Genomic DNA, 14,763 nt, shown 5'->3' on the forward strand with positions numbered 1-14,763 from the left:
GGCGTCGGCGGAAGCCTCATGCTACTCCGGTCGACCCCCCGACGGTGGCCTCCGCGGGGACGGCGTCGTCGACCACCGGCGGCTCCTCCCCGTCGGCGCCGGACTCCGACTCCGGCTTCGGGACCAGCGCGGACAGGTCGCCACCGGTGTCGTTGACCCGCACCACGAAGGGCCGCGTCGGCGTGTAGCTGATCACGCTGACCGAGCACGGGTCGATGACGATGCGCTGGAACGAGTCCAGGTGCAGCCCCAGGGCGTCGGCGACCGCGGCCTTGATCACATCGCCGTGGCTGCACGCGACCCACAGCGCCTTGTCGCCGTGCTCGGCGCCGATGCGGGCGGCGTGACGGCGGATCGCGGCCACGGCGCGCGTCTGCATCGCCGCCAGCCCCTCGCCGCCCGGGAAGACCGCGGCCGACGGGTGGGCCTGGACGACCTTCCAGAGGTCCTCCTTGCCCAGCTCGCCGAGCTTGCGGCCCGTCCAGTCGCCGTAGTCGACCTCGGCGAGGTCGTCCTCGACCTCGGCCTCGAGGCCGCGCGCGGCCAGCAGCGGCGCGAGCGTCTCCGCGCAGCGCTGCAGCGGCGAGGTCACCACCGCGGCGAGCGGGAGCTCGGCGAGCCGGTCGACGAGCTTCTCGGCCTGCGTGCGCCCGTGGTCGTCGAGGCCGACGCCGGGGGTCCGGCCGGCGAGCACGCCCGAGGTGTTGGCCGTGGACCGTCCGTGCCGCAGCAGGATCACCGTCGTCACGAGGACGACACTACGTGGCTGTTTCCCTACGTCGCCGCGACGACCCCGTTGCTCACGGCGAGCAGGACGATCAGCCCGAGCAGGACGCGGTACCAGACGAAGACGTAGATCGTGTGGTTCTCGACGAACCGCAGCAGCCAGGCGATCGAGGCGTAGCCCAGGACGAACGCGATCACCGTCGCGACGATCATCTGCGGGATGCTCGGGAACACGACGAGCGCGCCCTGGGTGTCGGCGGCGGTCGGGTCGAGGATGTCGGGGATCTGCGTCAGCCCGGACGCGAACACCGCCGGCAGGGCCAGCAGGAACGAGAACCGGACCGCCACCGACCGTTCGAGCCCGAGGAACAGGCCCGCGGTGATCGTGCCGCCGGAGCGCGAGACGCCCGGGATCAGCGCCAGCGCCTGCGCCCCGCCCATCACCAGGCCGTCGCGCAGCGTGAGCTGGTCGGGGCCGCGGCGCTGGCGGCCGTAGCGCTCGGCGGCGGCCAGCGCGAGCGCGCCGAGGATCAGCACGGTGCCGTTGAGGTACAGGTTGCGGGCCGGGCCCTTGATCGCGTCCTCGAACAGCAGCCCGATCACCCCGATGGGGATCGAGCCGAGGATCACGTACCAGGCGAGCTTGTAGTCGTAGCCCCGTTCGTCCCGTCTCGCGAGCCCGACGAACCAGGCCCGCAGCAGGCGCCAGATGTCGGAGAAGAAGTAGATGAGCACGGCGGTCTCGGTGCCGAGCTGGGTGACCGCGGTGAACGCCGCGCCCGCGTCGTTGCCGAAGAAGAACGCCGAGGTGATCCGCAGGTGCGCCGACGACGACACCGGCAGGAACTCGGTGAGTCCCTGCACGATGCCGAGGACCACCGCCTCGAGCCATCCCATCGGCGCGCCCGCAGTCACGGCGACGGACGGTAGCCCCCTCGGGTCTCGGCTCGGCGTGCCCCCCGGGGCTTCGCCGTGACCTGTTCGTAAGCTCCTCCCCCGTGGAGCAGCGACGCCTGGGCACGAGCGGGCTGCGGGTCTCGCGTCTGGCCCTGGGCACGATGAGCTGGGGCCGCGACACCGACGCCGACGAGGCGGGCGCGTCGCTGCTGGCGTTCCTCGACGCCGGCGGCACGCTCGTCGACACCGCCGACGTCTACGCGGGCGGCGAGGCCGAGCGGATCCTCGGCGGCCTCTTCGACGACGTGATCCCGCGCAGCGAGGTGGTGGTCGCGACCAAGGCCGGCGCGCGCCGCGACGACGGCCCGTTCGGCGGGGGCGCCTCGCGCGGCGCCCTGCTCGCGGCCCTCGACGACTCGCTGGACCGGCTCAACACCGACTACGTCGACCTCTGGCAGCTGCACGAGTGGGACGACGACGTGCCGCTCGAGGAGACGCTGGCCGCGGTCGACGTGGCGCTGACCACCGGCCGCGCCCGGTACGCGGGCGTCGCGAACTACGCGGGCTGGCAGGTCGCGTCGGCGGCGACCCGGCAGAGCCTGACCTCGCTGCCGCTGGTGTCGGTGCAGTCGGAGTACTCGCTGCTCGAGCGCTCGGTCGAGACCGAGGTGCTCCCGGCCGCCGAGCACCACGGGCTCGGGCTGATGCCGTGGGGCCCGCTGGGGCGCGGGGTGCTCACCGGCAAGTACCGCGAGGGCGTGCCCGCCGACTCCCGCGGCGCCTCGGAGCACCTCGCCGGCTACGTCAACCGCCACCGCACCGAGCGCACCGCCCGGATCGTGCAGGCCGTGGTCACGGCCGCGCACGGTCTCGGCACCTCGCCGCTGGCCGTGGCGCTGGCCTGGGTGCGCGACCGCCCGGGCGTGGTCGCCCCGATCGTCGGGGCCCGTGACGGGGCCCAGCTGCTCGGCTCGCTGGCCGCCGAGGACCTCGTCCTGCCCTCCGCGATCCGCGGTGCGCTGGACGACGTCAGCTCCCCCTCGGGCCCGTCGGGGACGTCGGTGCTCGACGACGAGGCCGAGGAGCCCGACCTCCCGCCCTGGGAGTGATCCACCCGGCGGTCCATCGGGCGCCGCGATGGGTGCGCGGGGCGTGTCGCAGTGCGTACGGTGGTGCGGCTGGGTCAGGTGTCCCGGAGGTGGTCGGCTCGTGAACTCTGGTGCCCGCGATGGCGGTGCGCTCGTCGGAGCGCCGGTGGTCGAAGGGGATTGGGAGTACCAGCCCGTGCGGCTGCCCCCGGACGTCACGCGGATATCCGCGACCGTCCAGCTCGGCATCCGCGCCGAGTTCGGGGGCTGGGAGCTCGCTCGGACGCTGCTCTACGCCGACGGCAGCCGGAAGGTCTGGTTGCGCCGCAAGCTCTCCCGCGGGCTCGTCGCGGGCCTCGCGACCTAGCGCGCTACCGCCAGGGGTCGGTGATCTCCCGCAGGTCGGTGAGGATGCCCCGCAGCTGCGCCATCCGGCGCGTCCCGAGGTGGGCCTCCCACTCCGCCTCCACCCGGGCCACCACCGTCCGCGAGGCCTCCACGGCACGGTGCCCCCGCTCCGCGACCCGCACGAGCCGCGCCCGCCCGTCGTCCGGGTCGGGAACGCGGTCGACGTAGCCGAGGCGCTCCAGCTGGTCGACGAGGAAGCCGGCGCTCTGCTTGGTGATCCCGGCCTGGCGGGCGAGATCGCTGAGCCGGCTCCCGTCGGGCGCGATGCGCTGGAACACCCGTGCCTGCGACGGCGTGATGTCGCCGAAGCCGGCCGCGGCCAGCTCCTCGAACACGCGGGTCTCCATCGCGCGGTAGGGCAGGAACAGCAGGAGTCCGGTGTTGAGGTCCTCGGCCACGTTGACGAGCCTAGAAGATGGTAAGAGAATCTGACGTGTTTGGTCAGTCTCTCTGACGGGATGCCGCGATGGACGTCGACGAGAAGTGGGGCACGATCTCCGCCCAGCGCGTGGTGCTGGCCGACCTGCTCGCGGGTGCGACCCCCGCCGCGCTCGACCAGCCGTCGCTGTGCGCGCGCTGGCGGGTCCGCGACGTCGCGGCGCACGTCGCCCTGACGCCGCGCTCCCCCGGCCTGCTCGGCATCCTGGCGCTGGCCGTGCGCGCCCGCGGCGACTTCGACGAGGTCAACCGGTCGATGGCGGTGGCCCACGCCGAGCGGCTCGGACCGCACGTCGCCGACGAGCTGCGGGCGGTCGCGTCCCGCCGGCGCAAGCCCGCGATCACGACGCTCGACAACCTCCTGTTCGACACGCTGGTGCACGTCCAGGACGTCGCCGTGCCCCTCGGCGTCGAGGTCGACACGCCGCGGGAGGGCGCCCGCGAGGGCGCCGAGCGCGTGTGGCGGATGGGCTGGCCCTTCTGGGCCCGGCGCCGCCTGCGGGGCCTCGAGCTCTCCGCCACCGACACCGACTGGATCCGGGGGCACGGCACGCCGGTCCGCGGGTCGATCCGCGACCTCCTGCTCCTGCTCACCGGCCGCACCGCGACCGCGCTGCCCCGGCTCGAGGGCGCTGGCGTGCAGCGGCTCGCCGCCGCCCGCTGACTACGGCGCGCGCAGGACGACGCGACCGGTCGTGCGCCGGGCCGCCAGCTCCGTCAGGGCGGTCGGCAGGTCCTCGAAGGCGTACTCGGCGCCCACCAGCGGGTCAATCGCCCGCCGCGCCCACAGCGCCTCGATCTCGCGCTGCCAGGCCTCGACGAGCTCGGGCGACCGCTCCCGGTACGCCGCCCAGTGCACGCCGACCACCGCGTAGTTCTTCACCAGCGCGTGGTTGGTCGGGGCGTCGGCGATGCGCCCGCCGGCGAACCCGATGACGAGCAGACGGCCCTCCCAGGCCACCACGCGGCGGGCGGCGTCGAAGGAGTCGCCGCCGACCGGGTCGTAGACGACGTCGGCGCCCCGGCCGCCGGTCAGCTCCCGCACGGCGGCCACCAGGTCGTCGGGGGCCACCAGCACCTCGGCGCCGGCCGCCCGCACCACGGCCGCCTTGGCCTCGTCGCCGACGACGCCGATCACGCGCGCGCCGGCCGCCCGGCCCAGCTGCACCGCGGCGAGCCCCACGCCGCCCGCGGCGGCGAGCACGAGCAGCGTCTCGCCCGCGGCGAGCGTCGTGCGGTGGTGCAGCGCGCACCACCCGGTCTGGTACGAGACGAAGAACCCCGCGGCCTGGGCGGCGCTCATCCCCTCGGGCCACGGCCACGTGGTGCGCAGCAGCGCCTCCTGCGCGAAGCCGCCGTGCGGCGGCGACACCGGCCCGAACACCCGCCGGCCGTCGTCGGTCGTGCCCGCCACCTCGAGGCCCGGGGTGAACGGTGGCGGGATCCGCTCCTGGTACTCGCCGGCGACGTGGAGGATGTCGGCGAAGTTCAGCGCGGCGGCCGCCACCCGCACCCGGGTCTCCCCCGGCCCGGGCTCCGGGCGCGGCACGTCGGCGACCTCGAGGACCTCGGCGAACGGCCCGTACCGCGGCACCCGCCAGGCGCGCATCAGGCCCGCAGCAGGATGCGCTCGAGCACCCGGGTGCCGAAGGTCAGGGCGTCGACGGGCACGCGCTCGTCGATGCCGTGGAAGAGCGCGGTGAAGTCGAGGTCCGGGGGCAGGCGCAGCGGCGCGAATCCGAAGCAGCGCATCCCGAGCTTCACGAACGCCTTGGCGTCGGTGCCGCCGGACATCATGTAGGGCAGCGTGTGCGCCTGCGGGTCCTCGTCCTGCACGGCCCGGGTGATCACGTCGACCAGGTCGCCGTCGAAGGGGGTCTCGACGGCCTCGAGGTTGCGGATCCACTCGCGCTCGACGTCGGGGCCCAGCAGCTCGTCGAGCTCGCGCTCGAACGCCTCCTGGCGCCCCGGCAGGACGCGGCAGTCGACGGTCGCCTCGGCCACCGACGGGATGACGTTGGCCTTGTAGCCGGCCTGCAGCATGGTGGGGTTCGCGGTGTCGCGGGTGGTGGCGCCGACGACGCGCGCGACCCCGCCGAGCTTCGCGACGGCCCCGTCGAGGGCGGCCGCGGAGTCGGTGGGGAACTCGATGCCGGTCAGCTCGGTGATCTCGTCGAAGAAGCCCTGGACCGACTCGGTGAGCACCAGCGGGAAGCGGTGGCGGCCCAGCCGGGCGACGGCCTCCGCGAGGAGCGTCACCGCGTTCTCGTCGTGGATCATCGACCCGTGGCCGGGCCGCGACCGGACGCGCAGCTTCATCCACGCGATCGACTTCTCGGCGGTCATCACGGGGTAGACGCGGGTGTCCTCGCCGAGCGTCAGCGAGAACCCGCCGACCTCGCCCAGCGCCTCGGTGCAGCCCGCGAACAGGTCGGGGCGGTGCTCGGCGAGCCAGTGGGACCCGTAGGCGCCGCCCGCCTCCTCGTCGGCGAGGAACGCGAACACGATGTCGCGCGGGGGCACCGTGCCCTCGGCCGCGAACTGGCGCGCCAGGGCCAGGATCATCGCGTCCATGTCCTTCATGTCCACCGCGCCCCGGCCCCAGACGTAGCCGTCCTGTACCGAGCCCGACAGCGGGTGGACCGACCACTCGCTCTCGTCGAACGGCACGACGTCGAGGTGCCCGTGCACCAGGAGCGCCGGCCGGTCGGGATCCGCGCCCTTGAGGCGGGCGAACACGTTGTGGCGTCCGGGCGCGCCGGACTCGATCACCTCGGTCTCGTACCCGACCTCGCGCAGCTTCGCGTCCACGTACGCGGCGGCCTCCGCCTCGCCCGTGGTCGTCGCGAGGTCACCGGTGTTCTGGCTGTCGATCTGGATGAGCTCGCTGGTCAGCGTCACGACCTCGTCCTCGGCACGACCCATGCGCCGCATCCTGCCACCCACCGTGATCGCTCTGCGCGGTGTCGTCTACGCTGTCGTCACGCAAGTCCGAGTGGCGGAATGGCAGACGCGCTAGCTTGAGGTGCTAGTGCCCTAGTAGGGCGTGGGGGTTCAAGTCCCCCCTCGGACACCCCCTGTTCTCCTCCCGGTCCCGGCGATGCGCCCGGGCCGCTCCCTCCTGCCAGACTGCGCGCCATGGACGGGGCGCCCTGCTGGGCCGAGCTGGACGTCGAGGATCCCGAGGCCGTGACGGCGTTCTACGCCGCGGTGCTCGGGTGGTCGGTGGACGCCGGCGTCGGCGCCGACCACCAGCACCGGATCGTGCGGCGTGACGAGCACGCCGTGGGGGCGTTCGGCTCCCCCGGCGTCGCGGCACCGCCGGCCTGGACGCTCTACCTGCGGGTCGACGACGTCGACGCGGCCGCGGAGTCGCTCGCCGAGCTCGGCGGCGAGGTGCTGCACGGTCCCGAGGACGACCACGACGGCGGGCGCTTCCTCGTCGCGACCGACGCCGGCGCCGCGGTGGTCGGGCTGTGGGAGTCCGACCACGACGTGCCCGCGCCCGGGCCCGGGCGGCTGTGCTGGGCGGAGGCCGCGTCGGCCGAGCCGGGCACCACGCGCAGCTTCTACACCGAGCTGCTGGGCTGGCGCTGGGCCGAGGACGGCGCCGGACCGGGCCACCTCGCCGGTGGCGGCGGCGACGGGCCGGTCGCGGGGCTCGGCCTCGCCGGCGACGCGCTCCCCCACTGGCTCCCGGTGTTCGCGGTGCGCGACGCCGACGCCGCCGTCAGGGCCGCCGCGGAGGCGGGCGGGGAGGTCGTGGTCCCCGTCGACGCCGGACCCCGGGGCCGGCAGGCGACGCTCGCCGACCCGGGCGGCGCCCGCTTCGGGGTGCTCGAGATCGGCTGAGCCGGTCGCGGGCGCTCGGGATCGGTACAGTCGGGTCCGGGCTGCCGGGGAGGGCCGAACGTGGAGCGGGACGCCGTCGCGGTGGTGCCGCCCCGCCGCATCCGCTCGTCCCCCTGGCTGTGGCTGCTCCTCGCCGCGCTGCCCTGGGCCTGGTTCCCGCTGCGCGACGAGCTGGCCCTGGTCGGCGACGTCCTCGCCATCGTGCTGCCGGTCGCGGCGGGCCTGGCGGCGGTCGCGGCCGTGGTGCTCAGCCGCCGGTGGGGCAGCTGGTGGGGCCTGCTCACCGCGGTCTCGGTGGTGCTCGCGGCGGCCGTCGCCGTCGTCGGTCCGTGGACACCCGAGGACGCCGGTGCGGTGCGCCCCGGCGCGGGCGTCACGGTCGCGAGCGCGAACGTCACGACCAGGACCTCGACGGTGCCCGCGCTGCGGGCGGCCGGCGCCGACGTGCTGGTCGTCGTCGAGAACGACCGGCGCATCGACGCCGCGCTCGCCGAGTCGTACCGCTTCCACGTGTACGCCGGCGGCACGCCCGCGGTCGGCGTCTACAGCCGCTTCCCGGTCCGCCTGCTCGACGCCCCGGGCCCCGACTTCCCGGGCGTGCGGGCGGCGGTCGACGCGCCGGGGACGACGGGGCCGTTCGTGGTCTACGGCCTGCACGTCCCGCGGCCGTGGTGGACCGGCGGCTTCGGCTACCAGTCGACGCCCGCCGAGCACCACCGGCTGGTCGAGGAGATCGCCGGGCGGGTCGCTCGCGAGCCCGGCCCGGTGGTCGTCGCCGGCGACCTGAACTCGACCGACCGGGCCCGCGACTACCGCCTGCTCGACGCCGGTCTCGTCGACGCGATGCGCGACGGCTGGGCGGGGCCGACGTCGGTGACCCAGTGGCGCGCCTTCCTCCTGCGCATCGACCACCTGTTCGTCGGTCGGGGCTGGTGTGGCGACGGCGCGCACCGCGTGGAGCTCCCCGGCTCGGACCACGACGCGATCGTCGCCACCGTCGGGCCCTGCGCCGTCACCCCGCCCTGACCTCGTCGCCGACGGCGATCGTGCCCGAGGTCAGCACGCGGCAGATCGCCCCGCCGCGGTCGTGCAGCGCCCGCGCGGCGCCGGGGCCGATCTCGGTGTCCATCACGCGGCACGGGGCGGCGCGGCGCACGACCTCGAGCACCACGTCGCCGACGACCAGCCGCGCGCCCGGGTCGGTGGGGACGGCGCCGTGGTCGAGCGTGAGGGTGCGCCGGGTGAGCTCCTCGGGCACGGGGGCGCCGAAGGCCTCGCTCGCCGCGGCGAGCTCGTCGCGGCTCTGCACCGAGACGTGGCGGTGCCGGGTGCCGTGGTGGCGGTCGCCGACGATCCCGCGCCCCGCCTCGGCCTCGATGCGGGACACCGACGTCATCGGGGCCTTCCGCTCCGGCGCCGTGTACAGCGCCGCCACCCGGGCCACCGTGCTCAGCCCTTGGCCACCAGCGGGGTGACCTCGGTGCCGAGCAGCTCGATCGAGTGCAGCAGATCCTCGTGCGCGAGGCGCGGGTTGGTCATCTGCAGGTTGATCCGCTCGACGCCGCCGAGCTGCTCGGAGACCCGCAGGACCTTGTCGGCCACGGTCTGCGGGTCGCCGACGAAGAAGGCGCCGTCGGGGCCGCGCATGGCGTCGAACGCGCGCCGGGTCGGGGGCATCCCGCCGCGCTCGGCGGCGACCTGGGTGAACATCTCCTGCCAGCCCGGGTAGAAGGCGTTGGTGGCCTTCGCGACGTCGTCGCCGAGGAACCCGAAGCAGTGCAGCCCCACCCGCAGCGCCTCCGGCGGGTGGCCGGCGTGCTCACCCGCGCGGCGGTAGAGGTCGACGAGTGGGGCGAACTGCCGCGGCTCGCCGCCGATGATGGCGATCATGAGGGGCAGGCCGAGCAGCCCGGCCCGTGCGAACGACTCGGGCGTGCCGCCGACCCCGACCCAGATCGGCAGCCGCTCCTGGGACGGGCGCGGGTAGACGGGCTGGTCGTGCAGGGCCGGCCGGTGCTGTCCCGACCAGGTCACCGTCGGCGACTCGTTGATCTTGAGCAACAGGTCGAGCTTCTCGGTGAACAGGTCGTCGTAGTCCTCGAAACGCAGCCCGAACAGCGGGAACGCCTCGGTGAACGAGCCGCGCCCGACGACCAGGTCGACCCGGCCGCGCGAGATCAGGTCGATCGTCGCGAACTCCTGGAACACCCGCACCGGGTCGGCGGCCGAGAGCACGGTGACGGCGCTGCGCAGCCGGATGGTCTCGGTGCGGGCCGCCGCGGCCGCGAGGATCACCGGCGGCGCGGCGTCGAAGTACTCGCTGCGGTGGTGCTCGCCGATGCCGTAGGAGTGCAGCCCGACGCGGTCGGCGAGCGCGATCTCCTCGAGCAGGTGCTCGAAGCGCTCCTCGGGGCCGATCACCCGCTCGGTGGCGGGGTCGGTGACGCGGGCGACGAAGCTGTCGACGCCGAGCAGGACGGGCTCGGTCACAGGGTCCTCTGCAGACGCTCGGCGAGGGTGTTGACGAACGTGGTCGGCTCCTTGAGCTCGCCGCCCTCGGCCAGCAGCGCCATGCCGTAGAGCAGGCGGGCGACGTCGGGGTCGGCGTCGCCGGCGCCCTGCTTGTCGCGCAGGCCGCTGACCAGCGCGTGCTGCGGGTTGAGCTCGAGGATCCGCTTGGTCACCGGCGGCTCCTGGCCCATCGCCCGGTACATCTTCTCCAGGGTCGGCGAGAGGTCGCCGGGGTCGCCGACGAGGCAGGCCGGCGAGCTCGTCAGGCGCGTCGAGAGCCGCACCTCCTTGACGTCGTCGGCGAGCTCGGTGCCCATCCAGGTGAGCAGGTCGTCGAAGCCCTCGGGCTTGTCCTCCTCGCCGCCGAGGTCGACGTCGCCCTTGGCGATCGAGGCCATCGGGGTGCCGTCGAACTCGCTGACGGCGTCGGTCCAGACCTCGTCGACCTGGTCGGTGAGCAGCAGGACCTCGAAGCCCTTGGCGCGGAACGCCTCGATGTGCGGGGAGTTCTCGATGCTCGCCCGGGTGGCGCCGGTGAGGTAGTAGATCGACTCCTGGCCCTCGGGCATGCGCTCCTTGTAGGCCTTGAGCGTGGTGGTCCCGTCCGGCGAGTGGGTGGACGGGAACGAGCTCGCGGCGAGGATCGCCTGCTGGTTGTCTGGGTCGGTGAGCAGGCCCTCCTTGAAGGCGCGCCCCAGCTCGGTCCAGAACGTCGCGTACTTCTCGGGCTCGTTCTCCTGCAGGGCGGCGACCGTCTGCAGCACCTTGCGGACCAGCCGCTTGCGGATGGCCTGGATCTGGCGGTCCTGCTGGAGGATCTCGCGCGAGACGTTGAGCGAGAGGTCGGCGGCGTCGACGACGCCCTTGACGAAGCGCAGGTACTCGGGGACGAGCGCCTCGCAGTCGTCCATGACGAAGACGCGCTTGACGTAGAGCTGCACGCCGCGCCGGGCCTCGCGCATGAACAGGTCCATCGGCGCGTGCGAGGGCAGGAACAGCAGGCCCTGGTACTCGAAGGTGCCCTCGCCCGAGAGCCGCATGGTCTCCAGCGGCTCCTGCCAGTCGTGGCTGACGTGGCGGTAGAACTCGGTGAGCTCCTCGTCGGTGACCTCGGCCTTCGGCCGGGCCCACAGCGCCTTGCGGGAGTTGATCGGCTCGGTGTCGCCGTCCTCGCCCGTGATCAGCCGGATCGGCCAGGTGATGAAGTCCGAGTAGCGCTTGACGATGCGCCGCACCGTCTCGGGCTTCGCGTAGTCGTGGAGGCTGTCCTCCGCGTCCTCGGGCTTGAGGTGCAGGGTGATCGCGGTGCCCTGCGGGGCGTCCTCGACCGGCTCGAGGGTGTAGGTGCCCTCGCCCGTCGACTCCCAGTGCACGCCCTCGCCGGTGCCGGCCTTGCGGGTCACCATCTCGACCCGGTCGGCGACCATGAAGCTCGAGTAGAAGCCGATGCCGAACTGGCCGATGAGGTCCTCGGCGTTGCCGTCCTGCGCCTCGCGCAGCTGGGCCAGCATCTCGGCGGTGCCCGACTTCGCGATCGTGCCGATCAGCTCGACGACCTCGTCGCGCGTCATGCCGATGCCGTTGTCACGGACCGTCAGCGTGCGGGCCTCGGCGTCCTGCTCGAGCTCGATGCGCAGGTCCGAGGTGTCGACCTCGAGGTCCTTGTCCTGGTACGAGGCGAGCCGCAGCTTGTCCAGCGCGTCGGACCCGTTGGAGATCAGCTCGCGCAGGAAGACGTCCTTGTCCGAGTAGATCGAGTGGATCATCAACTGGAGCAGCTGACGGGCCTCGGCCTGGAACTCGATCGTCTCGCTCATACGTCCTCTCCCTGGTGCGTGGCCGTGCGCCCCCAGGATATCGACCGGCCCGCGCGGGGATCAGGTCGACCGACCACCGGAGACGGACACGACCTGGCCGGCGAGGAAGTCGCTCGCCCCGGACGCGAGGGCCAGCGCCAGCTCCGCCGCCTCGACGCCCTCGCCGAGCCGGCCCGCCGGGATCTGGGCCTCGAACGACTCGCGGACGGCGTCGTCGGCGAGCATCGCGTCCGTGTAGTACATGTTGTTGCGCACGTCGGCGGGTCCGAGGGCGTTGACCTGCACGTGGTGCGGCGCGACCTCCGCGCCCACGGCCTGGAGGAAGGCGTTCTGCGCGCCGCGGGCCGCGGAGTAGATGCCGAGGCCCGGGATGGCGCCCCAGGTGATCGTTCCCGCGCCGGGCGGGGTTCACGCCGGTTGGGCGCAACCGACCTGCGCGTGATCGCTCCCGGTGCTCCGTGCACCCGATGTCACAGGGTCCCGGGAGCACCTGGACCGATCATGGCGCCGCTCAGAGGTCGAGGGCGGCGCGGAGTGCGCCGTCGATCCGGGTCAGCGTGGTCGCGTCCAGCATGCCGAGGCGCTCGCTCACCCACGCGCGGTAGAGCCGGGTGAGGTCGCCGGCGTAGGCGACGCGGCCGTCACCGACGGGGATCGCGAGCACGTCGCCCGGGTCCTGGGCCCGCAGCTCGATCCCGAGGAGCCACGGGCGGGGTGAGTCGTTGATGCCGTCGCTCGAGAGCAGCACCACCGCGCGCCGGACGTCCGGCGACGACGGGCGGGTGTAGCGGCGGATCTCACCGCGTCGCACGGACCTCGTCCTCCGCGGCGGCGAGGTCGGCGTCGTCGGCGGCCGCCTCGCTCGCCGGGTCGCCCCACGCGGTGCCGGCGCCCTGGCGCACGGCCTCACGCCGTGCCGCGCGGGACAGCCACGCCGACGTCGACAGGCCCGCGCGTCGGGCGGAGGCCTCGGCGAGGTCCACCGCGGTCTCGTCGAGGGAGTACGTGACCTTCCGGGTCGCCATACCTTTCACCGTATCGCCTGTCGGGCTGAGTCCGGCGAGATCGCTCCCGGTGCTCCTCCGGGGCGATGTCATCGACCCGCCGGAGCACCCGCGGCGATCACGGGCCGCGCGCGCACCGCCCACCACGCCAGTGCCACCGCCGTCGCGACGATCGCCACGCCGAGCGGGACGTGCACCGCGAGGACGCCGACGTAGCCGATCGCCACCTGCGCGGTCTCGGCGACGACCAGCGCGCCCGACACCGCGATCGGCCAGGGCGACAGGCGACCCGGGCGCCAGGCGAGCACCGCGAGAGGGACCTGCAGCATCGCGACGAGCAGCAGGGTGCCGCCGACCGCCTGGTGCACGACGAGTCCGGCGTCGGACGCCTGCAGCAGCGCGCCGGCGGCGAACGCCTGGACGACGGTCATCACCGCGTGCAGCACAGCGACCACCCGGAAGGCGGCGACCAGCACCTCACCCATGCGCGTGCCCGATCACGGGCGCGGGCCGCTGCCCGGGGCCCACGACGAGGAACTGGAGCATCATGCCGTCGTCCTCGTGGCGCAGCATGTGGCAGTGGATCATGTAGGGCACCTCCGGGTCGGCGTACGGGCCCACGCGCACCAGCAGCCGCACGGTGCGCCCGGGCGGGACGGCGACGGTGTCCTTCCACGCCCGCTCCCCCGGCGAGAGCACCTGGAGCCGGGCGTCGTGCACGTGGATGTTGTGCGGCAGCGTGTGCCGGTTGGCGAGCTCCCAGATCTCGGTCGCGCCCGCCTCGACCACCTCGTCGACGCGGCCCATGTCCATCGCCAGCCCGTTGATCCGGTTGCTCGACAGGACGAAGCGGCGGGTGCGGAGCGCTGCACCTTCGTCCAGCGGCGCCTCCCGCGACAGCACCGCCGGCACCGCGGGCGAGGGCTCCAGCCGGTCGGCGGGGCGCAGTTCGAGCAGGTCGAGGGTGTCGTGGCCGCCGGCGGCGATCGCGATCCCGTTGACCGCGCCGAGCTCGTCGGGCAGCGAGCGCAGCACCGTGCGCCGGCCCGGCGCGCACTCGACGACGATCTCGGCGCGCTCCCCCGGCGTGAGCAGGACGTCGGGCACCACGCGCGGCGACGGGAGCAGGCCGCCGTCGGTGCCGACGAGGGTCACCGGAGCGCCGGCGCCGACCCGGTAGCTGCGCGCCGGCGAGGCGTTGAGGACGCGCAGGCGCACGCGGGTGGTGCGCACGTCGAGGTACGGCGCGACCGTCCCGTTGACCAGCACCGTGTCGCCGAGCAGCCCGACGGCGTTGCGGTGCGCGGTGTCGAAGCTTCCGTCCGGGGCGAAGCTGCGGTCGGTCAGCACGACGGGGACGTCGTCGACGCCGTAACGCCCGGGCAGGTCGACCCGGACGTCGTCGTCGACGAGGATGAGCCCGGCGAGACCCCGGTGCACGTGCCGTTCGGTCGCCCCGTGCGGGTGCGGGTGGTACCAGAGCGTGGCGGCGGGCTGGTCGACGCGCCACGACGCCTCCCAGGTCTCGCCGGGCGCGATCGGCTGGTGCGGGCCGCCGTCCATGCGGGCGGGCAGGGTCATGCCGTGCCAGTGGGTGGTCGTGGTCTCGGGCAGGCGGTTGGTGACGCGGACGACGACCTCCTCGCCGCGCCGGGCCCGGATCGTCGGGCCGCCGAACGGGAGCCCGCCGTAGCCCCAGGTCGGGGTGGTGGGGCCGTCGAGGAACGCGCTCTCGCCGGGAGCGGCGGTGAGCTCGACGACGCGGCGGCCGGCGGCGTCGCGGCCGGCGAGCGCGAGCGGCGGGATCGCGAGCGGGCGCTGAGCGGGCCGGCGGACCACCGGCGGGGCGCCGGACGAGCACGCCGCCAGCCCGACCGCGGCGCCGGCGGCGAGCGTGGCGCCGAGGAAGCGGCGGCGGGAGAGGGGCACGGCGCCGAGCCTCGCGAGCCGACGTCCCCGGGGCGTCGGCGTCCCGACGTGTCCCCGGCGTACGCGCGACGACGTAGGCACCCCGAGAACCGC

General features: G+C 74.3%; 18 protein-coding genes and 1 tRNA gene. 6 read left to right on the forward strand and 13 right to left on the reverse strand.

Annotation, left to right across the window (positions count from 1 at the left end; genetic code table 11):
• Nucleotides 1–16: 16 nt before the first annotated feature.
• Both ACFPK1_RS25710 and ACFPK1_RS25715 read right to left on the reverse strand, forming a co-directional pair.
• Nucleotides 17–748: a histidine phosphatase family protein gene (locus ACFPK1_RS25710; RefSeq protein ID WP_378023798.1), complete on the reverse strand. Its 732-nt coding sequence runs from the start codon at nt 746–748 to the stop codon at nt 17–19.
• 26 nt (nt 749–774) lie between these two features.
• Nucleotides 775–1,623, reverse strand: coding sequence for an undecaprenyl-diphosphate phosphatase (locus ACFPK1_RS25715; protein WP_378023859.1), 849 nt, complete (start codon nt 1,621–1,623; stop codon nt 775–777).
• Between the two features lie 101 nt (nt 1,624–1,724).
• Here ACFPK1_RS25715 and ACFPK1_RS25720 point away from each other — a divergent pair, with 101 nt between their 5' ends.
• Together ACFPK1_RS25720 and ACFPK1_RS25725 are read left to right on the forward strand one after the other, a co-directional pair.
• Entirely contained in the window at nt 1,725–2,732 is a 1,008-nt protein-coding gene (locus ACFPK1_RS25720) for an aldo/keto reductase (RefSeq protein WP_378023799.1), read from the forward strand.
• Between the two features lie 145 nt (nt 2,733–2,877).
• Nucleotides 2,878–3,078, forward strand: coding sequence for a DUF5703 family protein (locus tag ACFPK1_RS25725; protein WP_378023800.1), 201 nt, complete (start codon nt 2,878–2,880; stop codon nt 3,076–3,078).
• A 4-nt stretch (nt 3,079–3,082) separates the two neighbouring features.
• On the opposite strand, the gene ACFPK1_RS25730 is transcribed toward ACFPK1_RS25725, so the two are convergent.
• On the reverse strand, nt 3,083–3,517 hold the full coding sequence (locus ACFPK1_RS25730) for a MarR family winged helix-turn-helix transcriptional regulator (RefSeq protein ID WP_378023801.1): 435 nt from the start codon (nt 3,515–3,517) through the stop codon (nt 3,083–3,085).
• 68 nt (nt 3,518–3,585) lie between these two features.
• On the opposite strand from ACFPK1_RS25730, the gene ACFPK1_RS25735 reads away from it, so the two are divergent.
• Entirely contained in the window at nt 3,586–4,221 is a 636-nt protein-coding gene (locus ACFPK1_RS25735) for a maleylpyruvate isomerase family mycothiol-dependent enzyme (RefSeq protein ID WP_378023802.1), read from the forward strand.
• Here the strand turns inward: ACFPK1_RS25735 and ACFPK1_RS25740 are convergent, their stop codons facing one another.
• Together ACFPK1_RS25740 and ACFPK1_RS25745 are read right to left on the reverse strand one after the other, a co-directional pair.
• Complete coding sequence (locus ACFPK1_RS25740) at nt 4,222–5,166, reverse strand: NADPH:quinone oxidoreductase family protein (RefSeq protein WP_378023803.1); 945 nt, start codon at nt 5,164–5,166, stop codon at nt 4,222–4,224. It lies immediately after the preceding gene.
• The gene (locus ACFPK1_RS25745) at nt 5,166–6,482 is read right to left on the reverse strand and encodes a M20/M25/M40 family metallo-hydrolase (protein ID WP_378023804.1); all 1,317 of its coding nucleotides are present in this window, start codon (nt 6,480–6,482) and stop codon (nt 5,166–5,168) included. Before ACFPK1_RS25745 ends, ACFPK1_RS25740 begins: the two co-directional genes overlap by 1 nt.
• A 64-nt stretch (nt 6,483–6,546) precedes the next feature.
• On the opposite strand from ACFPK1_RS25745, the gene ACFPK1_RS25750 reads away from it, so the two are divergent.
• The 3 genes from ACFPK1_RS25750 (at nt 6,547) to ACFPK1_RS25760 (ending at nt 8,435) form a co-directional block, all read left to right on the forward strand.
• Nucleotides 6,547–6,630, forward strand: a tRNA-Leu gene (locus ACFPK1_RS25750).
• 65 nt (nt 6,631–6,695) lie between these two features.
• The gene (locus tag ACFPK1_RS25755) at nt 6,696–7,409 is read left to right on the forward strand and encodes a VOC family protein (RefSeq protein ID WP_378023805.1); all 714 of its coding nucleotides are present in this window, start codon (nt 6,696–6,698) and stop codon (nt 7,407–7,409) included.
• Nucleotides 7,410–7,469: 60 nt separating this feature from the next.
• Nucleotides 7,470–8,435, forward strand: coding sequence for an endonuclease/exonuclease/phosphatase family protein (locus ACFPK1_RS25760; protein WP_378023806.1), 966 nt, complete (start codon nt 7,470–7,472; stop codon nt 8,433–8,435).
• Here the strand turns inward: ACFPK1_RS25760 and ACFPK1_RS25765 are convergent.
• From ACFPK1_RS25765 to ACFPK1_RS25800, 8 genes are all read right to left on the reverse strand, one after another.
• Nucleotides 8,422–8,844 (reverse strand): MOSC domain-containing protein, encoded by a 423-nt coding sequence (locus tag ACFPK1_RS25765; RefSeq protein WP_378023807.1) that lies wholly within the window; start codon nt 8,842–8,844, stop codon nt 8,422–8,424. The two genes, ACFPK1_RS25760 and ACFPK1_RS25765, sit on opposite strands and share 14 nt — an antisense overlap.
• Nucleotides 8,845–8,858: 14 nt before the next feature.
• On the reverse strand, nt 8,859–9,899 hold the full coding sequence (locus ACFPK1_RS25770) for an LLM class flavin-dependent oxidoreductase (protein WP_378023808.1): 1,041 nt from the start codon (nt 9,897–9,899) through the stop codon (nt 8,859–8,861).
• The gene (htpG, locus tag ACFPK1_RS25775) at nt 9,896–11,737 is read right to left on the reverse strand and encodes a molecular chaperone HtpG (protein ID WP_378023809.1); all 1,842 of its coding nucleotides are present in this window, start codon (nt 11,735–11,737) and stop codon (nt 9,896–9,898) included. The genes ACFPK1_RS25770 and htpG overlap by 4 nt, the downstream gene beginning before the upstream one ends.
• A 60-nt stretch (nt 11,738–11,797) precedes the next feature.
• A complete protein-coding gene (locus ACFPK1_RS25780; protein ID WP_378023860.1) occupies nt 11,798–12,124 on the reverse strand; it encodes an SDR family oxidoreductase in 327 nt (108 codons plus the stop codon).
• A gap of 124 nt (nt 12,125–12,248) precedes the next feature.
• Nucleotides 12,249–12,548: a hypothetical protein gene (locus ACFPK1_RS25785; protein ID WP_378023810.1), complete on the reverse strand. Its 300-nt coding sequence runs from the start codon at nt 12,546–12,548 to the stop codon at nt 12,249–12,251.
• A complete protein-coding gene (locus tag ACFPK1_RS25790) occupies nt 12,535–12,762 on the reverse strand; it encodes a hypothetical protein (RefSeq protein WP_378023811.1) in 228 nt (75 codons plus the stop codon). Before ACFPK1_RS25790 ends, ACFPK1_RS25785 begins: the two co-directional genes overlap by 14 nt.
• A 68-nt stretch (nt 12,763–12,830) precedes the next feature.
• A complete protein-coding gene (locus ACFPK1_RS25795; RefSeq protein WP_378023812.1) occupies nt 12,831–13,226 on the reverse strand; it encodes a hypothetical protein in 396 nt (131 codons plus the stop codon).
• Nucleotides 13,219–14,670 carry a multicopper oxidase family protein gene (locus tag ACFPK1_RS25800; RefSeq protein ID WP_378023813.1) on the reverse strand — a complete coding sequence of 484 codons (1,452 nt, stop codon included), beginning with the start codon at nt 14,668–14,670 and terminating at the stop codon, nt 13,219–13,221. The genes ACFPK1_RS25795 and ACFPK1_RS25800 overlap by 8 nt, the downstream gene beginning before the upstream one ends.
• Between the last annotated feature and the right edge of the window lie 93 nt (nt 14,671–14,763).

It is taken from the genome of Actinomycetospora rhizophila, from assembly GCF_042657905.1.
Lineage (GTDB): Bacteria > Actinomycetota > Actinomycetes > Mycobacteriales > Pseudonocardiaceae > Actinomycetospora > Actinomycetospora rhizophila.